Origin of the sequence: Nocardiopsis sp. NPDC007018 (assembly GCF_040635075.1) — a bacterium.
GTDB lineage: Bacteria > Actinomycetota > Actinomycetes > Streptosporangiales > Streptosporangiaceae > Nocardiopsis.
In genome coordinates, this window is record NZ_JBEYHA010000050.1 from 1 (window position 1) to 21,100 (window position 21,100).

Annotated in this window: 20 protein-coding genes and 1 tRNA gene; 10 read left to right on the top strand and 11 right to left on the bottom strand. The window is 70.1% G+C overall.

Going from position 1 to position 21,100, the window contains the following annotated elements; genetic code table 11:
• Positions 1-146: 146 nt before the first annotated feature.
• The 7 genes from pknB to ABZ635_RS21815 all read right to left on the bottom strand — a co-directional run bounded on the left by pknB (position 147) and on the right by ABZ635_RS21815 (position 9,336).
• Entirely contained in the window at positions 147-1,940 is a 1,794-nt protein-coding gene (gene pknB, locus ABZ635_RS21785) for a Stk1 family PASTA domain-containing Ser/Thr kinase (RefSeq protein ID WP_357768213.1), read from the bottom strand.
• A 79-nt stretch (positions 1,941-2,019) separates the two neighbouring features.
• Positions 2,020-3,489, bottom strand: a complete 1,470-nt coding sequence (locus ABZ635_RS21790) for a protein kinase (RefSeq protein ID WP_357768216.1) — start codon at positions 3,487-3,489, stop codon at positions 2,020-2,022.
• Positions 3,489-4,952, bottom strand: coding sequence for a penicillin-binding protein 2 (locus tag ABZ635_RS21795; RefSeq protein WP_357768219.1), 1,464 nt, complete (start codon positions 4,950-4,952; stop codon positions 3,489-3,491). Before ABZ635_RS21795 ends, ABZ635_RS21790 begins: the two co-directional genes overlap by 1 nt.
• Positions 4,949-6,355 carry an FtsW/RodA/SpoVE family cell cycle protein gene (locus ABZ635_RS21800; RefSeq protein WP_357768222.1) on the bottom strand — a complete coding sequence of 469 codons (1,407 nt, stop codon included), beginning with the start codon at positions 6,353-6,355 and terminating at the stop codon, positions 4,949-4,951. Before ABZ635_RS21800 ends, ABZ635_RS21795 begins: the two co-directional genes overlap by 4 nt.
• Before the next feature lie 4 nt (positions 6,356-6,359).
• Positions 6,360-7,781, bottom strand: a complete 1,422-nt coding sequence (locus tag ABZ635_RS21805) for a Stp1/IreP family PP2C-type Ser/Thr phosphatase (RefSeq protein ID WP_357768225.1) — start codon at positions 7,779-7,781, stop codon at positions 6,360-6,362.
• On the bottom strand, positions 7,778-8,332 hold the full coding sequence (locus ABZ635_RS21810; protein WP_357768228.1) for an FHA domain-containing protein: 555 nt from the start codon (positions 8,330-8,332) through the stop codon (positions 7,778-7,780). The genes ABZ635_RS21805 and ABZ635_RS21810 overlap by 4 nt, the downstream gene beginning before the upstream one ends.
• Positions 8,333-8,577: 245 nt before the next feature.
• Complete coding sequence (locus ABZ635_RS21815) at positions 8,578-9,336, bottom strand: DUF3662 and FHA domain-containing protein (protein WP_357768310.1); 759 nt, start codon at positions 9,334-9,336, stop codon at positions 8,578-8,580.
• A 233-nt stretch (positions 9,337-9,569) separates the two neighbouring features.
• Here ABZ635_RS21815 and ABZ635_RS21820 point away from each other — a divergent pair.
• Positions 9,570-9,652: transfer RNA gene (locus ABZ635_RS21820), tRNA-Leu, on the top strand.
• 446 nt (positions 9,653-10,098) lie between these two features.
• The gene (locus tag ABZ635_RS21825; RefSeq protein WP_357768230.1) at positions 10,099-10,710 is read left to right on the top strand and encodes a TenA family protein; all 612 of its coding nucleotides are present in this window, start codon (positions 10,099-10,101) and stop codon (positions 10,708-10,710) included.
• 40 nt (positions 10,711-10,750) lie between these two features.
• Here ABZ635_RS21825 and ABZ635_RS21830 read toward each other — a convergent pair whose 3' ends face one another.
• Positions 10,751-11,227 carry an SSI family serine proteinase inhibitor gene (locus tag ABZ635_RS21830; RefSeq protein WP_357768233.1) on the bottom strand — a complete coding sequence of 159 codons (477 nt, stop codon included), beginning with the start codon at positions 11,225-11,227 and terminating at the stop codon, positions 10,751-10,753.
• 81 nt (positions 11,228-11,308) lie between these two features.
• Between ABZ635_RS21830 and ABZ635_RS21835 the strand changes: the two genes are divergently transcribed.
• The 7 genes from ABZ635_RS21835 (at position 11,309) to pheA (ending at position 17,433) form a co-directional block, all read left to right on the top strand.
• A complete protein-coding gene (locus tag ABZ635_RS21835; protein WP_357768236.1) occupies positions 11,309-11,641 on the top strand; it encodes a rhodanese-like domain-containing protein in 333 nt (110 codons plus the stop codon).
• Between the two features lie 89 nt (positions 11,642-11,730).
• The gene (locus ABZ635_RS21840) at positions 11,731-13,656 is read left to right on the top strand and encodes a PAS domain S-box protein (protein WP_357768239.1); all 1,926 of its coding nucleotides are present in this window, start codon (positions 11,731-11,733) and stop codon (positions 13,654-13,656) included.
• A gap of 225 nt (positions 13,657-13,881) precedes the next feature.
• On the top strand, positions 13,882-14,475 hold the full coding sequence (locus ABZ635_RS21845) for an ATP-binding protein (protein WP_357768242.1): 594 nt from the start codon (positions 13,882-13,884) through the stop codon (positions 14,473-14,475).
• A 130-nt stretch (positions 14,476-14,605) separates the two neighbouring features.
• Positions 14,606-14,962, top strand: a complete 357-nt coding sequence (locus ABZ635_RS21850; protein WP_357768245.1) for an STAS domain-containing protein — start codon at positions 14,606-14,608, stop codon at positions 14,960-14,962.
• Between the two features lie 4 nt (positions 14,963-14,966).
• The gene (locus tag ABZ635_RS21855; RefSeq protein WP_357768248.1) at positions 14,967-15,821 is read left to right on the top strand and encodes a glycosyltransferase family 2 protein; all 855 of its coding nucleotides are present in this window, start codon (positions 14,967-14,969) and stop codon (positions 15,819-15,821) included.
• Positions 15,822-15,857: 36 nt separating this feature from the next.
• The gene (locus tag ABZ635_RS21860; RefSeq protein WP_357768251.1) at positions 15,858-16,448 is read left to right on the top strand and encodes a DUF4446 family protein; all 591 of its coding nucleotides are present in this window, start codon (positions 15,858-15,860) and stop codon (positions 16,446-16,448) included.
• Positions 16,449-16,485: 37 nt separating this feature from the next.
• Positions 16,486-17,433: a prephenate dehydratase gene (pheA, locus tag ABZ635_RS21865; protein ID WP_357768254.1), complete on the top strand. Its 948-nt coding sequence runs from the start codon at positions 16,486-16,488 to the stop codon at positions 17,431-17,433.
• A 322-nt stretch (positions 17,434-17,755) separates the two neighbouring features.
• On the opposite strand, the gene ABZ635_RS21870 is transcribed toward pheA, so the two are convergent.
• Positions 17,756-17,932, bottom strand: coding sequence for a hypothetical protein (locus tag ABZ635_RS21870; protein WP_357768257.1), 177 nt, complete (start codon positions 17,930-17,932; stop codon positions 17,756-17,758).
• A gap of 149 nt (positions 17,933-18,081) precedes the next feature.
• Here ABZ635_RS21870 and serS point away from each other — a divergent pair, with 149 nt between their 5' ends.
• Positions 18,082-19,362: a serine--tRNA ligase gene (gene serS / locus ABZ635_RS21875; protein WP_357768260.1), complete on the top strand. Its 1,281-nt coding sequence runs from the start codon at positions 18,082-18,084 to the stop codon at positions 19,360-19,362.
• Between the two features lie 54 nt (positions 19,363-19,416).
• Here serS and ABZ635_RS21880 read toward each other — a convergent pair whose 3' ends face one another.
• Positions 19,417-19,965, bottom strand: a complete 549-nt coding sequence (locus ABZ635_RS21880) for a bacterial proteasome activator family protein (protein WP_357768263.1) — start codon at positions 19,963-19,965, stop codon at positions 19,417-19,419.
• 33 nt (positions 19,966-19,998) lie between these two features.
• Positions 19,999-20,973, bottom strand: coding sequence for an NAD(P)H-quinone oxidoreductase (locus tag ABZ635_RS21885; RefSeq protein WP_357768266.1), 975 nt, complete (start codon positions 20,971-20,973; stop codon positions 19,999-20,001).
• Positions 20,974-21,100: the final 127 nt, after the last annotated feature.

Below are 21,100 nucleotides of genomic sequence, written 5' to 3' on the forward strand. Positions count from 1 at the left end.
CTGCGGTGGTGGCCCAGCATGATCATGCACGGGCTGTTCGCCCTCCCCGTCGCGTTCGACCGCACTGCCGCCTGAATCCTTGCCCCCGCATGGCGGGCGGGGCTCCGTTCGAGCACCCGCCCGCCGCCGTCGGCGCGTTCTGCCGGTCAGTCCCTGCGGAAGACGAAGTCCTCCCCCTCCGGCGGGGTGACGTCCGGCGGAGGCGGGTTGTCGGTCTCTTCGGGGTTGTCCGGCTCCTCGGTGTCCGAGGGGTCGGGGTCGGGCACGTCGGCCGGGGCCACCGCCAGCGTCACGGTCACCGTGGAGCCCGCGTTCACGGTCTGCTGTGCGGCGGGGGACTGGCTGATGACGGTGCCCTCGGGCGCGTCGCCGTTCTCCTGTTCCTGGAACTGGGCGCTCAACCCGGCCGAACTCAGCGCGTTCTCCGCCTGCTCACGGGTCATCCGCTGGAGGTCGGGCACCGGAACCTGGTCGGGGCCGGACGAGATGATCAGCGTGATCTCGTCGGAGAGGTCCGCGTCCGTCCCGGAACCCGGCTCGGTACCCACCGCGAAGCCCTCCGCGACGGAGTCGTCGGCCCTGCGCTCCGTGGTGACGTTCTCGAACCCCGCGCCGTTGAGCGTCGCCATGGCGTCGGACTCCGACTGGTTCTCCACGTTCGGGACCTCCTGGGCCCCGGGGCCGGAGGAGACGTAGATGACGATGGAGGCGGTGGCCGCCACCTCCTCCCCGGCACCGGGGTCGGTCTCGATGACCGTCCCCTCCTCGACGTCGTCGTCCGACCTCTCCTCGGCCCGGAAGTTCTCGAACCCGTCCTCGGTGAGCTGCGCCTCCGCCTCGGCCTGGGTGCTTCCCGCCAGATCGGGGACGGGCATCGTGTCGGCCTCGCCCTGGCCGCCCAGGTTCATCAGGACGAACACCAGGATGATCGAACCGATCACGCCCAGGGCGAGCAGCGACCACAGGACGGCCTTGCCCGATCCGCCCTTCTTCTCGTCCCGGTAGTCGTCGTAGTCATCGTCGTAGTCGTCGTACCCGTCGTCGGCGGGAGGCATCGCCGTGGTCGCCCCCGCCGCCGCCATGTTCCCCGCCTGGGTGGGCATCCCCGCCAGGCCGCGCTGGATGTCCGCGCGCATCTCGGCGGCGTTCTGGTACCGCTCCTCGCGGTCCTTGGTCATCGCGCGGAGGGTGACGTCCTCCAGCCACTCCGGGATCTGCGGGTCCAGCTCGGCCGGCGGCACCGGGTCCTCACGGACGTGCTGGTAGGCGATCGAGACGGGGGAGTCGCCCGTGAACGGCGGGCGGTTGGTGAGCAGCTCGTAGAGCACGCAACCGGTGGAGTAGATGTCGCTGCGCGGGTCGACCCGCTCGCCGCGCGCCTGCTCCGGGGAGAGGTACTGTGCGGTACCGATGACCTGGGAGGTCTGGGTCATCGTCGCCTGGTTGTCGTCCATCGACCGGGCGATGCCGAAGTCCATCACCTTGACTTCGGCGTTCTTGGTCAGCATCACGTTCGCGGGCTTGATGTCCCGGTGGACGATCCCGTTGTCGTGGCTGTACTCCAGGGCCTTGAGGATGCCGTCCACCAGCTCCGCCGAACGCTCCGGCAGCAGCTTGCGGTCGTCGTCCAGCAGCTCCTTGAGGGTGCGGCCGTCCACGTACTCCATGACGATGTACGGGATGGAGACCCCGTCGATCATGTCCTCGCCGGTGTCGTACACCGCGATGATCGCCGGGTGGTTCAGGGACGCCGCCGACTGCGCCTCCCTACGGAAGCGCGCCTGGAACACGTGGTCGCGTGCCAGGTCGTGCCGGAGCGTCTTGATGGCGACGAGCCGGTCGAGCCGGAGGTCGCGTGCGCGGTGAACCTCGGCCATGCCGCCGCGCCCGACCACCGTGTCGAGTTCGTAGCGGCCTCCGAGGAGCCGGGGCTGGGACATGTCGTGCACTCATCCTCGTGTCATCCGGAAGCCGCCCGCGGGCCGCCGCCTACCCTGATCGTCTCTGATTGTTACCTGTTCACGGAGCGCCACCGGGGTTGCCGTTGGGCGGGGGATCGCCGCCGTCGCCGCCCTCGGGGGGCGTCTCCGGGTCGGTCCCCCCGGGCTCCTCGGGTCCGGTCTCCTCCTCGGAGCCGTCGTCCTCGCCGTCGTCGGGCGGGGTCGTCTCCTCCCCATCGGTCTCGTCGGGGAGGGGGCTCTCCGGCTCCGACCAGTCGCCGGGGTGGGGCGTCCAGTGCGGGGTGTCGTCCACCGGCGGGGGCTCCTCGGCCTCCGTGTCCTCGTCGTCCTCACTGGGGGTGGGGGTGGGCGAGATCTCGGTGGTCGGGGGCTTCGTGCTGTCGTTGACGTTCTGGGTGTCGCGGTCCGGGCTGAAGACGAACCCCGCCACCGCCGCGGCGACGATCAGGAGGGTCGCCGCCACCGCGGCCAGGACCACGGGGGTGCGGACACGCCGCCCAGAACCCTCGGCCAGGTTAGCCGAGTCGCCACCCTGAACAGGGGTTACGGCCGACTGCCCGGCGGTTCGCCGCACCGTTGCGGACGGTCCGGTACGCGGACCGTCCGCAACGGTGCCGACCACCATCGTCTGGGCCATGCCGTGGAAACCGGTCGAGGGGGTGGGCGGACCGGTCCCCGCGTTCGACCGGATGACCGCCGCCATGTGGGCGACCTCGCCCGCCGACGCGGGCCGGTCCTCCGGGTCCTTCTGCAACAGCGAGAAGACCAGGTCGTCGATCTCGGCCGGAACGTACTCGGGCAGCTCCGGCGGGTCGTCACGGGTGTGCGCCAGGGCCAGGGCCACGGGGCTGTCCCCGGTGAACGGGGGAGTCCCCGCCAGGCACTCGTAGGCCACCACACCCAGCGCGTACAGGTCGGAGGCCGCGCTCGCGGGCCGCCCCGACGCCTGCTCGGGCGAAATGTACTGGGCGGTGCCCATGACCATGCCGGTCTGGGTCAGGGTGACCGACGTGTTGCCCCGGGCGATACCGAAGTCGGTCAGCTTCAGCTGGCCGTCCTCGGTCACCAGCAGGTTGCCGGGTTTGATGTCACGGTGCACCACACCGCGGGCGTGCGCCGCCGCGAGCGCCTTGGCGGCCTGGCACACGAAGTCGAGGGTCTGGTCGGAGCTGAGCCGCCCCCGCTCCCGCAGGACCTGCGACAGCGGCTCGCTGACCACGAGTTCCATGATCAGGAACGCGCGGCCGTCCTCCTCGCCGTAGTCGAAGACCTGGGCGATACCGGGGTGGGAGAGCCCGGCGGTGATCCGGCCCTCCGTCCGGAAGCGCTCGCGTGCCGTCGGCTCCGCCATCTGGGCCGGGTGCAGCAGCTTCACCGCGACGGAACGGTTGAGCAGTGTGTCGGTCGCCCGCCACACGGTGCCCATACCCCCGGAGCCGATCTGCTCCTCCAGGCGGTATCGGTTGCTCAGAACGGCCCCGGCCAGTCCACCGGGGCCGTTCTGGGAAGACGGCTCGTAGGCGCTCACTACAGGACCACTGCCTCCATCATCTGGCGGGCGATCGGCGCGGCGAGCTCGCCACCGCTGCCGCCACCGTGCTCGATCACCACGGCGACCGCGATCTGCGGGTCGTCCGCGGGTGCGAAACCGATGAACCAGTTGTGGGTTCCGCGGTCACCGCCGGTCTCGGCGGTACCGGTCTTGCCCGCGACGTCCATGCCCGGGATGGCGCCGTTGGTGCCGGACCCGCCCGGGCCGGTCACCAGGACCATCATGTCGGTGAGCGTGGACGCGGTGCTGGCGCTCATGGCCTGGCTGTAGACCTCGGGGGTGGTCTGGGTGACCACCGAGCGGTCCGCGTCACGAACGGAGTCGACCAGGTACGGGTGCATGACCTCTCCGGATTTGGCCACGCCGGCGGCGACCATGGCCATCTGGAGCGGCGTCGCCTCCACGTTGGACTGCCCGATGCCCGCGCGGCCGAGGATGTTGCGGTCCTGGTCCGCCGGGGCCAGGCTCGGCACGGCCTCCATGGGCACCTCCAGCGGGTCGCGCTCGTCGGGCGTCCTGGAGAAGCCGAACGCCGACGCCTGGTCCGCCAGCGCGTCGCCGCCCATCTCGATCGCCCAGTTGGCGAACGAGGTGTTACAGGAGATCTGGATGGAGTGGGCCAGGGTGTCCGGCTGCCCGTTGTTGCACGTGCCCCCCGGGGTGGCGTTGGGCAGCGGGTGCCCCAGCTCCAGGACGTCCGGGGCGTCCTGGGTGCTGTCCGGCCCGGCGTCCAGGTGCTCGATCGCGGCGGCGGCCGTCACGATCTTGAACGTCGATCCCGGAGGGTAGCGCTCGCTCAGCGTCCGGTTGAGTAGTGGCTGGTTGGGGTCGTTCTCCAGGGCCACGTAGTTCTCGGTGGCCTCGGTGACGTCGGTGATGCTGGAGACGTCGTTGCCGTCGTAGGACGGGTAGGAGACCAGCCCGAGGATCGCCCCGGTGTTGGGGTCGAGGGCGACGGCGGCGCCGTTCTTGCCCAGGGCCTCGAAGCCGTTGAACCCGGCCTCCTGGACCGCCGGGTCGATGGTCAGCTCGACCCGGGCGCCCTCGGGCTCGCGGCCCGTGATGATGTCGCGGAAGTTGCGCACGGCCAGGCGGTCGTCGCTGCCGTCCAGCAGGGCGTTCTCGGTGTTCTCGATCCCCGAGGCGCCGAACCGGCGGAAGGAGCCCACGGCGGGCGTGTACATCGTGCCGCCCTCGTACTCGCGCTGGTAGCGCGCCGGGTCCCCCTCCTCCGCGACGTTCGTGGAGAAGGCGACGTTCTCGTCACCGATGACGATCGGCCCGCGCTGCTGGCTGAGGCGCTCGGTGTACTGGCGCGCGTTCAGCGAGTCGTTGCGGATCGCCTCCGCCTGAAACCCCTGGATGTAGGTCAGCTGGAGCATCAGGGCGGCGAACAGGATCATCGAGAAGACGCTGAGGCGTCGGATGGGTGTGTTCATCGTCGGATCACCTGGGTGGCCCCCTCGTCCTGGATGGCCTGCGGCGCCGGACGCCGGGCGTTGTCGCTCATCCGGAGCAGCAGACCGATCATGAGCCAGCTGGCCATGAGGGCGGAACCGCCCGCGGCCATGAACGGCGTGGTCATACCGGTCAGCGGGATGATCCGGGTGAGACCGCCGAGTACCACGAACACCTGGAAGCACATGGTGAACGCGAGCCCGGTGGCGAGCATCTTGATGAACAGCTCACGGGAGGCCAGGGCGATGCGCATGCCCCGCTCCACGAGGATGAAGATGACGATCAGGATCGCCATGACGCCGGTCAGCCCCAGGTCCTCCGAGAGGGAGGCCAGGATGAAGTCGCTGTCCGCGGCGAAGATGAAGTGGGCCTGACCACCGCCCATGCCGGTGCCGAACAGGCCGCCGTAGGCCATGCCGATCTGCCCCTGCACCAGCTGCATACTGCCGCCCAGGCGGTCGTAGACCTCCTGGTCGAAGGCGTTGAACCAGATGTCGACACGTTGGCGGAAGTGCCAGAACAGCTGGAAGGCGAGCGCGGCCGCGCCCACGAACACCGTGAGGCCGATGATCACCCAGGAGGAGCGCTGCGTGGCGACGTACAGCATCGCCAGGAAGATGCCGAAGAGCAGCAGCGAGGTACCGAGGTCCTTGGTGATGACCAGAAGGCCGATCGCCGCCACCCAGCCGACGACCATCGGCATGAAGTCACGGGCACGCGGCAGGTCCATGATCTTGAACCGGCCGATCTTCACCTGCCGGGCGGCAAGTGAGAGGACCTGCCGTTTGGTCACCAGATAGGACGCCAGGAAGATCACCAGGGCGATCTTGGCGAACTCGGAGGGTTGCAGGGTACGGCCCGCGATACCGATCCACCGCCGGGCGCCGTACTCGGACACGCCCAGACCCGGGACCATCGGCAGGGCGATGAGGATCAGGGCGACCAGGGCGCTCAGGTAGGTGTAGCGCTGGAGGACCCGCGGTTCCTTGAGGAAGAACAGCAGGAGCATGCACATGACCATGCCGACCGCGGTCCAGATCAGCTGCATGCCGACGCCCGCGTGCTCGATCTCGCCGGAGTCCGCGGCGTCCAGACGCCAGATCATCGCGACGCCGATGCCGTTCAGGAACAGCGCGCACGGAAGGATCAGGGGGTCGGCGTACGGGGCGATGAACCGCAGCGCCACGTGGGTGGCGAGGGCCAGCGCCCCGAAGATGAGGCCGTAGCCCCACGTGGCGCCGGGGATCTGACCGTTGAGGTTCAGACCGGAGATCATCATCGCGCCCATGGTGATGACGATGGTGACGCCGATCAGGACCAGCTCCGCGTTGCGGCGCTGGATCGGGGGGAGTGCCGTGGGCGCCTCTGGCGCGGTGGTACTCACAGGGTCACCCCGATTCCTCGGTCTCGGTCTCCCTCTCGCCCTTCGAGTCGTTCGAGGCCGTGCCGGTCGTCCCGTTCGAGGAGCCCCCGTCGGGACCCTCGGCGGCCTCGTTCAGGTCGCCGACGAGCTCGTTCGCGTGGGCGCGGTCCCGGACCGTGATGGTGTTCCTCACCAGCTCCTGGTCCGCCTGGGGGAGCGACGCCACCTCGATCTCGGTCTTGTCGACCTCCTCGGAGAGGCTGATCCCCGCGATGTTGGTGTCGATGCCCTGGTAGACGCTGACCGTCGTCCCGTCAGGGGACAGGCCGACGTAGAACTGGCTCTCCACGTACTGGCGGCCGAAGTAGTAGCCGCCGCCCGCGACCAGGGCGACCACCACCACGAAGACCAGGACGATCGGCCACCAGCTGCGCGTGCGGTACTCCGCCTCGGGCTCCCCGCCGCGTGAGGGCGGTGCGTCGTAGTCGTCACGGGTGTCGTAGGGGCGCTCCTCGTAGGGGGCGCCGTAGCCGGGGGCGGCCTCCTGGTTCGGGATCTCCTCCCGGACCGGGTCCAGCTCCGCGGTGTCGCCGCCGCCGGAGCCGCGCAGCTCCTGGGCGCGTCGGGCCGGGCTGGTCTCGTTCGGCCCCGTGGACTCGTCGCGCTGGTCGGCGGCGCCCACCGTCTGCGAGGCGGCGGTGGGCCCCTCGCGGTCGGTGTCCGTCTCGATGACGTCCGCGACGACGGCGGTGATGTTGTCCGGGCCGCCGCCCCGGATGGCCAGCTCGATGAGCTTCTTGGCGGCCGACCGCGGATCGGTCTCGGCCACCAGCGTCTCGTGGATGGTCTTCTTGCTGACCACACCGGACAGCCCGTCGGAGCACAGCAGGTAGCGGTCGCCGACCTTCGCCCTGCTGATGGAGATGTCCGGGTCGACCGGGGTCTTGCCGTCCAGCGCGCGCAGGATCAGGGACCGCTGCGGGTGGGTGGCGACCTCCTCCTCGGTGATCTTGCCCTCGTCGACGAGGGTCTGCACCAGGGTGTGGTCGTGGGTGATCTGCTCGAAGCGGGGCCCGCGCAGCAGGTAGGCGCGTGAGTCGCCGATGTGGATGAGGGCGACCTGGGAACCCGACCACAGCATGGCGGTCAGGGTGGTGCCCATGTTCTCCAGCTGGGGTTCCTGCCGGATGCGGATGGCGAGTGACTCGTTGGCGCGCTCGACCGCGCGCTGGAGGACCTCGGCCATCTCCTCGGCCCTGGGGTCGTCCTTGGTGTCGAGCTGGCGGATGGACGAGATGGCGATCGAGCTGGCCACCTCACCACCCGCGTAACCGCCCATGCCGTCGGCTACCGCGAGGAGGTGTTGGCCGGCGTAGCCGGAGTCTTCGTTGCCTTCGCGGAGGCAACCAACGTCGGAGTACGCCGCGTATCGGAGAGCGATTGTCATTTGCGCAGTTCCAGGACGGTTTTGCCGATACGGATGGGCTGACCCACCGTGATGGGCTGGGGGCGGTTCAGCTTCTGCTGGCCGAGGTAGGTGCCGTTGGTGGACTTGAGGTCCTCGACGAACCAGCGGCCGTTGTCGGAGTAGACGCGCGCGTGCCGGCCCGAGGCGTAGTCATCGGTGATGACCAGGGTCGAGTCCGGGGCGCGGCCGATGAGGATGGGCTGTGAGGACAGGTTGACCGTCGTTCCCGTCAACGGGCCCTGGGTCACGGCCAGGACCGTGGGCTCGTTCGACTCCTTGCGGCGGGGACGCTGCGGGCGGGCCTGGGACGACGAAGGAGCGCGGCGCGGTGCCGGGCGCGCCGCGGGGCGGGGTTTCTTCCGGGGCTTCTTCTTCGACTGGCCGAAGAGGTCCGTGCGGATGACGCCGACCGCCATGAGGACGAACAGCCAAAGCACCGCGAGGTACGCGATCTTGATCAATATGAGGGTCAAGTTGGACATCGAACTGCTCTTCAGCCCCTGTCGTGCTTCGGCCGGGGTGGCGGTCATCGGCGCCGCCACCGTTTCTGCCCCACCTTCGAGTCGGTGAGTCTGGGTCGCTGGTCCGCGGGCCCGGCAGGGCGCGGCCATTGTGCCCGATCGGTCAGGTCATCGCGGAGACTACCCTCCCGACCGGAGTTCCGACACAGGTCCATACCGGGCCTGACCCGGACATCGACCTTTCAGACGCCGAATCGGGATGGTTGGTTGCGGTCGGGAACGACCGGATCGACCGGCTGTTCGGGGCCGTGCGATCAGTCCCGGCGGAAGGTCATGGTGGTACGCCCCAGGCTGATCCGGGTCCCGTCCACCAGCCTGGCCTGCCGCACCTGCTGTCCGTTGACGAAGGTCCCGTTGGTGGACCCCTTGTCCTCCAGAATGACCTCCTCGCCGTCGACGCGGATCTCCACGTGGTGACGGGAGACACCGTTGTCGACCAGGCGCAGGTCGCAGTCGGTGCCGCGACCCAACAGGGTGACCGGTGTGGTCAGCTCGAAGGACTGCTGCATGCCCTGGCTGGCGATGTTGCCCTCGGCGGTCGCCCCGCCGGGGGAGATCAGCAGACGGGGACGCCCGGTCTGGCGCGGTCCCCCGCCCTGGCCCGGGTCGCCGACCGGCTGACGGACCTCTCCGTCCTTGACCATCGTTCCGCGGACGACGCCCGAACGGATGCGGAAACGCCCCGTCTTCAGACCCTCGTCCGACCTGAACTGGACCCGCACCGGACCGACGAAGGAGTAACCCTGTTCGGTCGCGTAGTCACGGGCCAGCTTGGACAGCTCCTGGCCGAGGCTGTCGGCGTAGACTTCCAGGCGCTCCTTGTCGCTGGCCGAGAGCTCGACGATGAAGTCGTTCGGAACCAGCGTGCGTCCCTGGGCGACGATCGCCGCGCGCTCGTCCATCTCACGCTGGACCGCGCTCGCGACCTCGACCGGCTGGAGCTCAGACTTGAAGGCCATCGCGAAGGTGCCTTCGATCATGCCCTCAAGCCTGCGCTCGAAGCGTTGGAGCACTCCCACGAGGTACCTCCCTTGTACTCCACTCCGTATGTGTAGACGATCGTAACCGGGCCCGGGTGCCCCTGGTTTCAGGCGCACCCCCGTCAGGGCCCTTCGGACGGTCGTCCCCGGGTCGCCGCAAACGGTGTGCAACCCACCTTCAAGCCGTGCTAGCCTTACTCATGTCGCCAGGGGGAACAGGCAAAACGCCCGCACCGACTGGCCGCACAACTTCATGATTCACACCCGCGCGGGTGGCGGAACGGTAGACGCGCACGGTTCAGGTCCGTGTGTCCGAAAGGATGTGAGGGTTCAAATCCCTCCTCGCGCACTCGACTCGAGACGACCCTGGTCGTTGGCCTTCGGCCAACTCCCCAGGGTCGTCTTCGTTGTTTCCTCTGGGGGTGACCCCGAGGCCCCCGGTGTGCCGCTCGGCCTGCGGCCGTCCTGCTTCGCGGCACGTGAGTGGTGCGGGTCGGCGGTCGGGTGCATGGTGGTGGCTGAGCTGGTCTTTCGGCACGGGAATGGGGCGGGGTCGTCTTCGGAGGTGATCCCAGAGCCCCGGTGTGCCGTTTGGCCCTCGGCCGTCCTGCTTCGCGGCACGCGCCCTTGACCGGACGGGGACGCCGTCTCCGAGTCGCTTTCGGCTGGAGTGACGGGTGGTATTCGGGTTGCCCCAACGTCCAGGTGGTCCTCCTAACGATCTTCGATCGTTAGGTCGGGGCCGAATCCGGACACCGTGGGGGCCCGGTTCCGGACGAATGGGACACTCCGGGTGTGGGAATCATCGACAGACTCCATGACATCGGGCGACCGCTGGTCGCCGAGCAGCTCGCACACCCGACGGTCGCCGGGATCGCCCGGGGCGATCTCGACGAACGGGCCTTCCGGTACTGGTTGGAGCAGGACCACCTGTATCTGCTGGACTACGCCCGAGCCTTCTCCCGGCTGGCCTGGCAGGCACCGGACGGGCACCTGGCCGACCTGGTCGGGATCGCGCACAGCACCCTGACGGAGGAGCTCGAACTGCACCGCTCGCTCTCCGGCGAGTTCGGCGCGGACCTCGGAACCAAGGAGAAGGGCGCCGCCTGCGAGGCGTACACGTCCTGGCTCCTGGACGCGGCCGCCGACTACCGGGACGGGCTGGCCGCCGTCTACCCCTGCATGTGGGGCTACAACACCCTCGGGCTCGAACTGGCCCGGGCCAGGCCCGAGGACCCCCGGTACGCGCGGTGGGTCGACACCTACGCCGACCCGGCCTTCACGGAGCTGACCGAGAGGTACGGGCGCATGCTGGAGGAGGCCGATCCCGACCCGGAGCGGGCGGAGCGCTTCTTCCTGGAGGGCATGCGCCACGAGGTGTCCTTCTGGGACACCCCCTACAGCTAGGGAGGGGGAGGGGCGGACCGGGTCCGCCCCTCCCGACCGGTCACGGGTTGAGGACCGTGCCGACCTGCTGGAAGCGGTCGATCTCGCAGCCGTTGAGCTTGGTGAACTCGGTGTCGATCTCGGTGCCGTTCACGTGCCCGGTGACGCGGACGACCTCGGGGCCGCCGACCTGCATCGTGCACATGTCGTCGCTGGTGTCGAGGGTGAAGGGTTCGGCGCCGGTCGACTCGATCTCGGCGCAGGCGGACTCGGGGTCGGGGTGGTCTCCGCCCACGGGGGAGCACGTGAGCGTCCACTCGCCCTCCTCGAACCCCTCCTCGGGGGTGAGGCCGTCCTCGTCGGACAGGGAGCGGTCGATCACGAGTTCCACCTCGGCGGACTCGTCGGTCGTCGTATCGTCGGGGGCCGGTGCGCTCACCTCGGAGGGCTCGTTGCCGCAGGCCGTGAGGATCAGGCCGAGAGCGGCGAGTGCGGCGAGGCGGGTCGGCAGTGCCGTTGCGAAGGTGTGCTTGCGCATACTGGTTGGACGGAGGGCCCGCCACGCGGGTTCCGCCGTTTCTCACTTTTCAGAACACACCTGACACAGGGGGTCACCAACATGTTCGGTGAGCAGGTCGCCGAGGTACTCGTCCACGACGTTCCCGAGGACGCCTATCTGCTGGACGTCCGGGAGGACGACGAGTGGCGGGCGGGCCACGCCCCGGGCGCCGTGCACATCCCGCTGCGGACGCTGGGGGAGCGCGCGGGGGAGGTACCCAAGGACCAGAGGGTCTACGTCATCTGCCGTTCGGGCGGGCGTTCGGCCCAGGCCACGACGGCGCTCAACCAGGCCGGCTGGGACGCGGTCAACGTGTCCGGGGGCATGGGCGCCTGGCAGCACGCCGCCAGGGACATGGCGGCCGAGGGCGAGGGTGAGCCCACGGTCATCTAGTGGTGACACTGTGACGTGGGAGTCGTTGAATTTGGTCGGATTGTGCGAAGCCCCGCCACGCGGGGCCCCTCGAATGGCACTATGACGTCGTGAGTTCCGACCGCGCGCCCCTCAGTGCCGAAGCCGTCCTGGAGTCCTCGGCGGACGCGGTCATCGGCATCGACGACCGGCACCGGGTCACCGTCTGGAACCCGGCGGCGGAGCGGATGTTCGGTTGGCCCGCCGCCGAGGTCCTCGGCGGTGAGCTGCCGATCATCCCCAAGGAACTGCGACCCGAGTACGGCGCGGTGCTCGAACAGGTGCGCGCCGGGACCCCTCTGACGATCTTCACGCGCCGCATGCGCCGTGACGGCACCGCCGTCGACGTGCGGGTCAGCACCGGCTGCGTGCACGATGACCGGGGGCGGCACGCCGGGTGGGTGCTGGTGCTCTACCCGAGCGAGAAGGAGGTCCAGGCGCAGACCTCCGCCATGGAGCGCGCACGGCTGGTACGCCGACTGACCGACGTTGTCGCCGACATCAACGCGGACCTCAGCCTCAAGTCGGTCCTGGACCGCATCATCAGCAGCCTCACCGAGCTGACCGGGGCCGACGCGGGCGGGTTCGTCCTGCTCAACGAGAACCGGGTGGAGCTGGTGAGCCTCACCCACCTCTCGGAGGAGCTGTACGGGGTGAGCGCGCCCCTGGAGTCCAGTCTGTTCGGCGAGCTCCTGCGCAGCGGCAAGTCCGTGCTGTTGGCCAACAGCGCCACCCGCAGCCTGGACGACCTGGTCTGGGCCGACCTCCCCGGACTGCACACCATCGCCCTGTGTGTGTCCAACGTGCAGAGCCGCCCCTACGGCGCCCTGTACGCGCTCTACAGCGAACGCCGGGTGGGGCACGTGGAGCTGGAGCTGTTGGAGCTCCTGGCCGAGCACGCCGGGGTGGCGATAGGGAACGCGATGGCCTATGAGGAGCTCAAGCTCCAGCGGGCCAGGGAACAGGCGGTGTCGGACTCCAGCGCAGACGGGATCGCCGTCCTGGACTCCACCGGCAAGGTTCGCAAGTGGAACCGGTCGGCGGCGGAGCTGACCGGGTACTCGTTCGAGGAGATGGAGGGGCGGCACCCGCCGTTCCCGATTCCGGCCGCGCACGGTGAGCCGGTCAAGCACAAGAACGAGGGCGGCCGCTGGCTGGAGATCCTCATGGCGCGCATCCCCGACACCCAGGAGTGGGTGGTGGACTTCCGCGACATCACGGCGCAGAAGGCGTTGGAGGAGGAGCGCGAGTTCTTCCTGGCCAGCACCGGTCACGAGCTGCGCACCCCGGTGACGGTGATCCAGGGGTACGCGGCCCTGCTGTCCCGAAAAGGGGAGCGGCTGGGGCCGGAGGGGCGCCAGGAGGCGAGCGAGATCATCCTGGACCGCGCCCGCTCACTGGCCAAGCTGGTGGAGCGTCTGCGGCTCGGGTCGGACGTGGCCAGCGGCGAGATGACCGTGGACCGGGTGCCCTTCGACCTGGTGGAGCTGTTGGGGCAGTCGGTGACGGCCTTCCGCCCCCTGGCCGAACGGCAGGAGCTGATCCTGGACTCCGGCGGAACCCTGTGGACGGTGGGCGACCCCCTGGTCACGGGGATGGTCATCGACCAGCTGTTGGAGAACTCCCTGAAGTTCTCGCCGAGCGGGGGGACCGTGCGGGTCACCGTGCAGGAGGGCGAGGACACCGTCACCATCCACGTGGACGACGAGGGCATCGGGATCGACGCCGGTGACGAGGAGCGCATCTTCGAGCGGTTCTTCCAGAGCGGTGAGCGGGGCGACCGCCGGGGGTACAGCGGGCTCGGGATCGGCCTGTACATCGTGCGCCAGCTGGTGCGCGAGCAGGGCGGTGAGGTGACCGCGCACCGGCTGGAGAACGGCACCCGTATGCGGGTCACGCTGCCCCGCCACCGGGGCGAGGACGCCGAGCTCGGTGTTCCGGCGCCCGAAACGGTTCCGGAGGGGGCGGAACCGAAGGTTCCCACGGCAAAGGCGTAGAACGGACACGCCGACCCACGGAAAACAACAAAAACCTCAACAGCCCCACAAGCCCTGCCACGTCGGAGCTGTGCGCGGTCGGCCCGGTGATCGTCCCCGCCGATTCGCCCACCGGCTGGTTTCCCCTGCGAGGGATCGGGGCATTTCCACCCCTGGTGGAATTCGCCGGCACACATCGGGCGAGTTCCGGCCGACCGAGAAGCACGAACTCGCGGGGACGAAGCTGTGTCAGGAGACAACGCCGCACACGACGACGGGGGCCGACAGACGCCCCGAAAGGTCGAGCGAAGCGTCATTCTTCCCTACGTTCCCGAGAGCGTCACCGGGGCCAGACAGGCGCTCTGCGCGGACCTGCGCGCCCTCGACGTCAGGGCGGACCAGGTCGACGACGCGGCCCTGATCCTCAGCGAACTGGTCAGCAACGCCCTCAGACACGCGAGTCCGCTCCCGGAGGACACCGTCGGCGTGTGCTGGCGCGCCGAGGTCGACCCGATCGCCCCCACGGCCGACTGGTTGGAGATCTCGGTCCGCGACGGCGGTTCGACCACCCTGCCCCGGGTGTCCCAGCCCTCGCTGTCCGGCCTGGGTGGGCGCGGACTGGGCATCGTGCAGACCCTGGCGGGCCGCTGGGGCACCGAGATGGACGCGACCACGACCACCGTGTGGGCGGTGCTGGAGATCTCCGGGGAACCGGACGGCACCGCCGCGCGGCACCCCGCCTCCTCACGGGAGGGGCACGGCCGCGCCCACGGGACCGACGTGGTCGAACTCGACCTCGGCAGCGGGACGGGACAACCAGCGTGGAGTGTCCTGCCCTGACCGGCGGACACCGCCCCACCACCCCGGTGACCTGGGGCGTCGCTGTCTCCGGGTGGAGGAACGTGACCGATGTAGCGAAACGCCGCCAACGAGGTGGCCTGGCCCTGGCCCGGACGCTACAGTCACGACTGTGGAGTTGAACATATCAAGCCGATCTCAAGATGACGTCGCAGTGGTAACCGTGGGCGGTGAGATCGATCTGTACACGGCACCCCGGCTGCGGACCGAACTCGTCGATTCCCTGGAACTGGGGGTACGGCGCCTGGTCGTCGACATGTCCAGGGCGGACTTTTGCGACTCGACCGGGATCAGCGTCCTGCTCTCCGCGATGAAGCGCTCGCGTGACCGGGGCGGGGACCTGGAACTCGTGGCGCCCAAGCCGGCGGTCATGAAGGTCCTCCAGGTCACCGGCCTGGACGAGGTCTTCGTGATCCACCCGGACATCGACGCGTCCCGGGTGGCCGCGGGAACCGGCACGGCGCAGTAGCCGGGTGTCCGTGGCACGAGAAGGGTCCACCGGACCGAACGGAGCGGCGGTCGCCGTGGTGATCGCCGCCAAGAACGAGGCCGACCGTATCGGCAGCACCGTCGTCGCCGCGCACACGCTGCCCGGCGTCGACCTGGTCATGGTGGTCGACGACGGTTCCACCGACCGCACCACCGACCTCGCCCTGGAGGCGGGCGCCCGGGTGCTCAGGCACGCCCGCAACCGGGGCAAGGGCGCGGCCATGGAGACCGGAGCCGAGGGCGTACGCCTCACCGAGGAGCGCGAGGCGGCCGAGGGCGCGGTGCGGCCCCCCCGCCACCTGCTCTTCCTCGACGCCGACCTCGGAGAGACCGCCAAGGACGCGGCACCCCTGGTCGAACCGGTGCTCGCGGGGACGGCCGACATGACCATCGCGCTGTTCCCGGCCACCAGGCTGCGACTGGGCGGGCACGGGTTCGTCGTCCGCCTGGCCCGGGAGGGGGTGCGCCGCTCCACGGGCTGGGAACCCGAGCAGCCGCTCAACGGTCAGCGCTGTGTGACCCGCGCCGCCTTCGAGGCGGCCCTGCCGCTGGCACCGGGTTTCGGTGTGGAGACCGGACTCACCATCGACGTGCTGCACGGCGGCTTCCGGGTGGTGGAGGTCGAGGTCCCGCTGGAGCACCGCGCGACCGGCACCGACCTGCGGGCCCAACTGCACCGCGCGCACCAGTTCGTCGACGTCGCCCGCGCCCTCTCCGTACGCGAACTGGGGCCCGCCCTGCGGCGGACCTGGCGCGGAGTGACGGCGGGCGACCACGCGGACGGTCGCGCGACCCGCCGAAAAACCGGGCACATTACTCGCAAAAATCGCCAAGAGTAACCCCACGGACGCGATGCGTGGGGATACGCTCGCGCTGTGTTCACGACGATCATCGCCACCATCGCACTGCTCGCCGGGCTGACCGGGCTCGCCCTCGGCGTGTACGCGCTGTACCGGACCCACCGGGTCCGGGAGGAGTACCAGACCCTGGCCCAACGCGCCCTCGCGGTCAACGCCTCGGGGGCCGACCCCCGGGCCGTCCGCGACGTCGCCGTCCTGCACTACGACGCCCTGGAGGAGATGTCCGGCGCGCGCTCCTTCTCCCTGGCCATGCTCAACAGCCACGGCGACGGGGTGGTCATGACCTCCATCAACGGACGCACCGAGACCCGCACCTACGCCAAGGCCGTCACCCGGGGCGAGGCCGACCACCTGCTCAGCCCCGAGGAGTACCGGGTGATCCGCTCGGCGCGCCTGGGCAACGGGATCGGCGCCACCCTGCCCGACCCCGCCCCCGCACCGGCCGCACCCGCCCAGCGACGGGTCCCCGCCGCCCCCGAGGGCGCCGACGCCCTGGTCACCGTCATCCCCGGGCCGGAGACCGACCCCCGGACAGGCCCCGACCAGCCCGACGACACCGACGAACCGCAGGGCACCACGGCGACGCGCCCCCGACCCGAGAACTGACCACCCCCGGCGACCCGCTGCGTATAGCCTGAACAGCATGCCCAACCGCTACGCCTACCTCGGCCCCGAGGGCACCTTCACCGAAGCCGCCCTGCGTGCCCTGCGCCCCGAAGCCACCCACGAGTCCCGCGTCCCGTGCGACGGCGTGGCGGCGGTCTTCGACGCGGTGCGGGCCGGGGCCGTCGACGGCGGGGTCGTCCCCCTGGAGAACTCCGTCGAGGGCGGCGTCACCGCCACCATCGCCGAACTCATCAGCGGCGAACCCCTGCTCATCACCGGCGAAACCGCCGTCCCGGTCGAGTTCGCCCTGTTCGTCCGACACGGCACCGTGCTCGAGGACGTCAAACGGGTCGCCACCCACCCCCACGCCCTCGCCCAGTGCCGCGGCTGGCTCGCCCGCCACCTCCCCGACGCCGACACCCACACCGTCTCCTCGACGGCCGCCGCCGCCCGCGCCGTCTCCGAACCCGGAGCCCCCTACGACGCCGCGATCTGCGCGGTCATCGCCGGAGAGCGTTACGGTCTGCACGCCCTGGCCACCGGGGTCGGCGACCGCTCCGACGCTGCCACCCGCTTCATCTACCTCTCACGCGCAGGCACCCTCCCCGAGCCGACCGGCGCCGACCGGACCTCCCTCGTCGCCTTCATCACCGACGACCACCCCGGCGCGCTCATCGAGGTCCTCAACCAGTTCGCCGTCCGCGGCGTCAACCTCACCCGCCTGGAATCCCGCCCCACCGGAGACGGCCTCGGCAGCTACTGCTTCTGCATCGACGCCGAGGGCCACGTCAGCGAAGCACGCGTGGGCGAGGCCCTCATGGGCATCCGCCGGGTCTGCCGCGACGTGCGGTTCCTCGGCAGCTATCCGCGCGGCGACCGCGACACCGAGACCACCCCCGCCATGCGGCCCCGCACCGCCACCGACGCCGACTTCGCCGAAGCCGAACGCTGGCTCGCCCGAGTACGGTCGGGCGAAACGGACTGAACCATGTGGGGTTGTGTTTTTTTGGGGCCTCCGCTTCGCTTCGGCCCCGGGGTTGTATTTTTTGGGGCCTCCGCTTCGCTTCGGCCCCGGGTTCGTCGCCTTTGCAGAGGGATTCGGGTTGAGGTAGGCACAGCATCCTCATCTGCGCCTGGCTCGTTCCTCGCTGGCGGCTTGATTCGTCTTGCACAGTGTTGCCGAAACCCAGGCTCTCCGGCGCCGAACGGAAAGACCCCCCTGTGATTGAGCGGGCGGGTGGGTGTTCACCTGTGGTTGAGGTCGGTGGTCGGGGGCCCGGCTCGGGCAGGAGGGCGTCCCGCGCGGGTCAGTTGGCCTCGGCGGGGGCGGTGGGGTTCTCGTCGAACAGCCACTCCTCGGCGGCGGCCCGGCGCAGCTCCAGGTAGAGCGCCAGCCGGAGCGCGGTGTCACCCGGACGGGCGTCGTCCAAGGCCTCCAGGGCATCGGAGAGTTCCTCGGTGGTCATCTCACCCAGCGGTTTCACGACTTCTCCCCCACACGGTCGGCGTGCCGCCGGAGGCTCACGCCCCCTGTTCGGCCCTTCGATGGGGATACGGCGCCGGAGACCGATCATGACGTCACTGTCGGTAAAAGATGTGGGTCGGGGGTGGGGCGGGCGGTAACCTGCAAGACGTGATCGACCTTCGCGCTCTTCGAGAAGACCCCGAACGACTCCGTGCATCGCAGCGGGCCCGTGGCGAGGACCCCGCCGTGGCCGACCGGCTGCTGGAACTCGACTCCAGTCGGCGCGCGGCGCTGACCCGGTTCGAGACCCTGCGCGCCGAGCAGAAGAGCGTGGGCAAGTCCGTCTCCAAGGCCTCCCCCGAGGAGCGCGAGGAACTACTGACCCGGGCCAAGGCGCTCTCCGCCGAGGTCAAGGAGGCCGAAGCCGAGGCCGGTCGGCTCGGCGACGACCTCGACGCCCTCCTGGTGCGCGTGCCCAACCTCGTGGAGGAGGGCGCCCCCGAGGGCGGCGTCGACGACTTCGTGGTCCTGGAGACCGTGGGCGAGCCCCGCGAGTTCGACTTCACCCCGCGCGACCACCTGGAACTGGGCGAGATGCTCGGCGCCATCGACATGGAGCGCGGCGCCAAGGTCTCCGGCTCCCGGTTCTACTTCCTCACCGGCGTGGGCGCCCAACTGGAGCTGGCACTGCTGAACATGGCGATGAACCAGGCCATCGGGGCCGGGTTCACCGCGATGATCCCGCCGGTGCTGGTCAAGCCCGAGACCATGGAGGGCACCGGGTTCCTCGGCGAGCACTCCGACGAGGTCTACCACCTGCCCGCCGACGACCAGTACCTGGTGGGCACCTCCGAGGTGGCGCTGGCCGGGTACCACGGGGGCGAGATCCTGCCCGCCGACGCCCTGCCCAACCGCTACGTGGGCTGGTCCTCCTGCTTCCGGCGCGAGGCCGGTTCCTACGGCAAGGACACCCGCGGCATCATCCGCGTCCACCAGTTCAACAAGGTGGAGATGTTCGTCTACACCCGCCCCGAACTGGCGCACGAGGAGCACCAGCGGCTCCTGGCGTGGGAGCGCGAGATGCTGGACAAGCTCGAACTGCCCTACCGCGTGGTCGACATCGCCGGAGGCGACCTGGGCACCAGCGCCGCCCGCAAGTACGACTGCGAGGCGTGGGTTCCCACCCAGGGCACCTTCCGCGAGCTGACCTCCACGTCCAACTGCACGGAGTTCCAGGCCCGCCGCCTCAACGTCCGCTACCGGGACGAGGACGGCAAGCCGCGCTTCGCCGCCACCCTGAACGGCACGCTCGCCACCACGCGGTGGATCGTCGCGATCCTGGAGAACCACCAGCGCGCGGACGGCTCCGTCGTCGTCCCCGAGGCCCTGCGCCCCTACCTGGGCAAGGACGTCCTGGAGCCGGTCCAGGCCGCCAAGGCCAAGAAGTAGGCACCACCGCCGAGCCCGCCCCTCCCGCGAGGGGCGGGCTCCGCCGTGTCCGGGCTACAGGTAGGGGCCCGACCCCATGTGGGGGCGGTCCTCCTGGCCCTCGGCGCCGGGGCCCTGGGCCTGGAGCCCGGACACCCCCGGGGGCAGCGCCTTGCGCATGTTCTCCAGCTGCGCCCGGGCCGCCATCTGCTGGGCGAACAGGGTGGTCTGGATACCGTGGAACAGCCCTTCCAGCCAGCCCACCAGCTGGGCCTGGGCGATCCGCAGCTCGGCGTCGCTGGGCGCCGACCCCTCGGCGAACGGCAGGGTCAGCCGCTCCAGCTCCTCGATGAGCTCGGGGGCGAGCCCGTCCTCCAACTCCTTGATCGAGGAGGTGTGGATCTCCTTCAGCCGGGTGCGGCTGGCCTCGTCGAGCGGGGCCGCCTTCACCTCGTCGAGGAGCTGACGGATCATGCTGCCGATCCGCATCACCTTGGCGGGCTGTTCCACCATGTCGGCCAGGGTGCGCGGCTCCCCGGTCTCGTCCTCACCACCGGACCCGTGGTGGTCGTCGGACCCCACCACCAGGACCTGCGGTTCCCTCTGGTCGTCTGCGTTGCTCATCGATCCCCTAGTTCGGCTGTGTCCGGCACGCTGTCAACGGGTGAGAAGGATCTTGCCTGTGTGCGCGCTCGATTCCATCACGCGGTGCGCCTCCGCCGCCTCCCGCATGGGTAGTGCGCGGTCCACGACGGGGCGGACGGTTCCTTCCTCTACCAACGGCCAAACCTGCTCCAGTACTCCCGAGACGATCCGCTCCTTCTCGGCCGGAGGGCGGGAGCGGAGCGTGGTGGCCTGGACGGAGAGGCGTTTGACCAGCATGCGGCCGAGGTCGATCTCGGACGATCCGCCGCCCATCAGCCCGATGATCACCAGGCGGCCGTTGGTGGCCAGCGAACGCAGGTTGGCGTCCAGGTAGGAGCCGCCCATGATGTCGAGGATCAGGTCGGCGCCGCCCGCGGCCCGCACCACCTCCGCGAAGTCCTCGGTGCGGTAGTTCACGGTGATCTCGGCGCCCAGCTCGCGGCAGCGGGCCAGCTTCTCCTCGCTGCCCGCGGTGACCGCGACCCGGGCGCCCAGGGCGCGGGCGAACTGGACGGCGAACGTGCCGATCCCGCTCCCGCCGCCGTGGACCAGGACGGTCTGCCCGGCGCGCAGCCCGCCGACCATGACGAGGTTGGACCACACGGTGCAGGCCACCTCGGGCAGTGCCGCCGCGTCGGTCAGGCTCACTCCGCGCGGAACCGGGAGGAGCTGGCCGACCGGGACGGCCACCCGCTCCGCGTACCCGCCGCCGGTGAGCAGGGCGCACACCCGGTCGCCCGCACGCCAGCCGGTTCCCTCGGTGCCGGGGCCCAGCTCGGCGATGGTGCCCGAGCACTCCAGCCCCGGGTACTCGGAACCGCCGGGCGGGGGTGGGTAGAAGCCCTGGCGTTGGGAGACGTCGGCGCGGTTGACCGCGGTGGCCTCCACCTCCACCAGGACCTCGCCCCTCTGGACGACGGGATCGGGGACCTCGGACCAGGCCAGGACCTCGGGCCCGCCGGGTTCGGTGATTCTGATCGCGTGCATGGGGCCGACAGTACCCAGACCCGGGGCTCGGGGGGAGGAGGTCCCCTCGGGAATCGGGATCTCTCTGTCCAGGGCGCCGGGAAGGATGCTTTGCTGGTCCAGCGCGGGTATGAGAACCCCGAGGGCC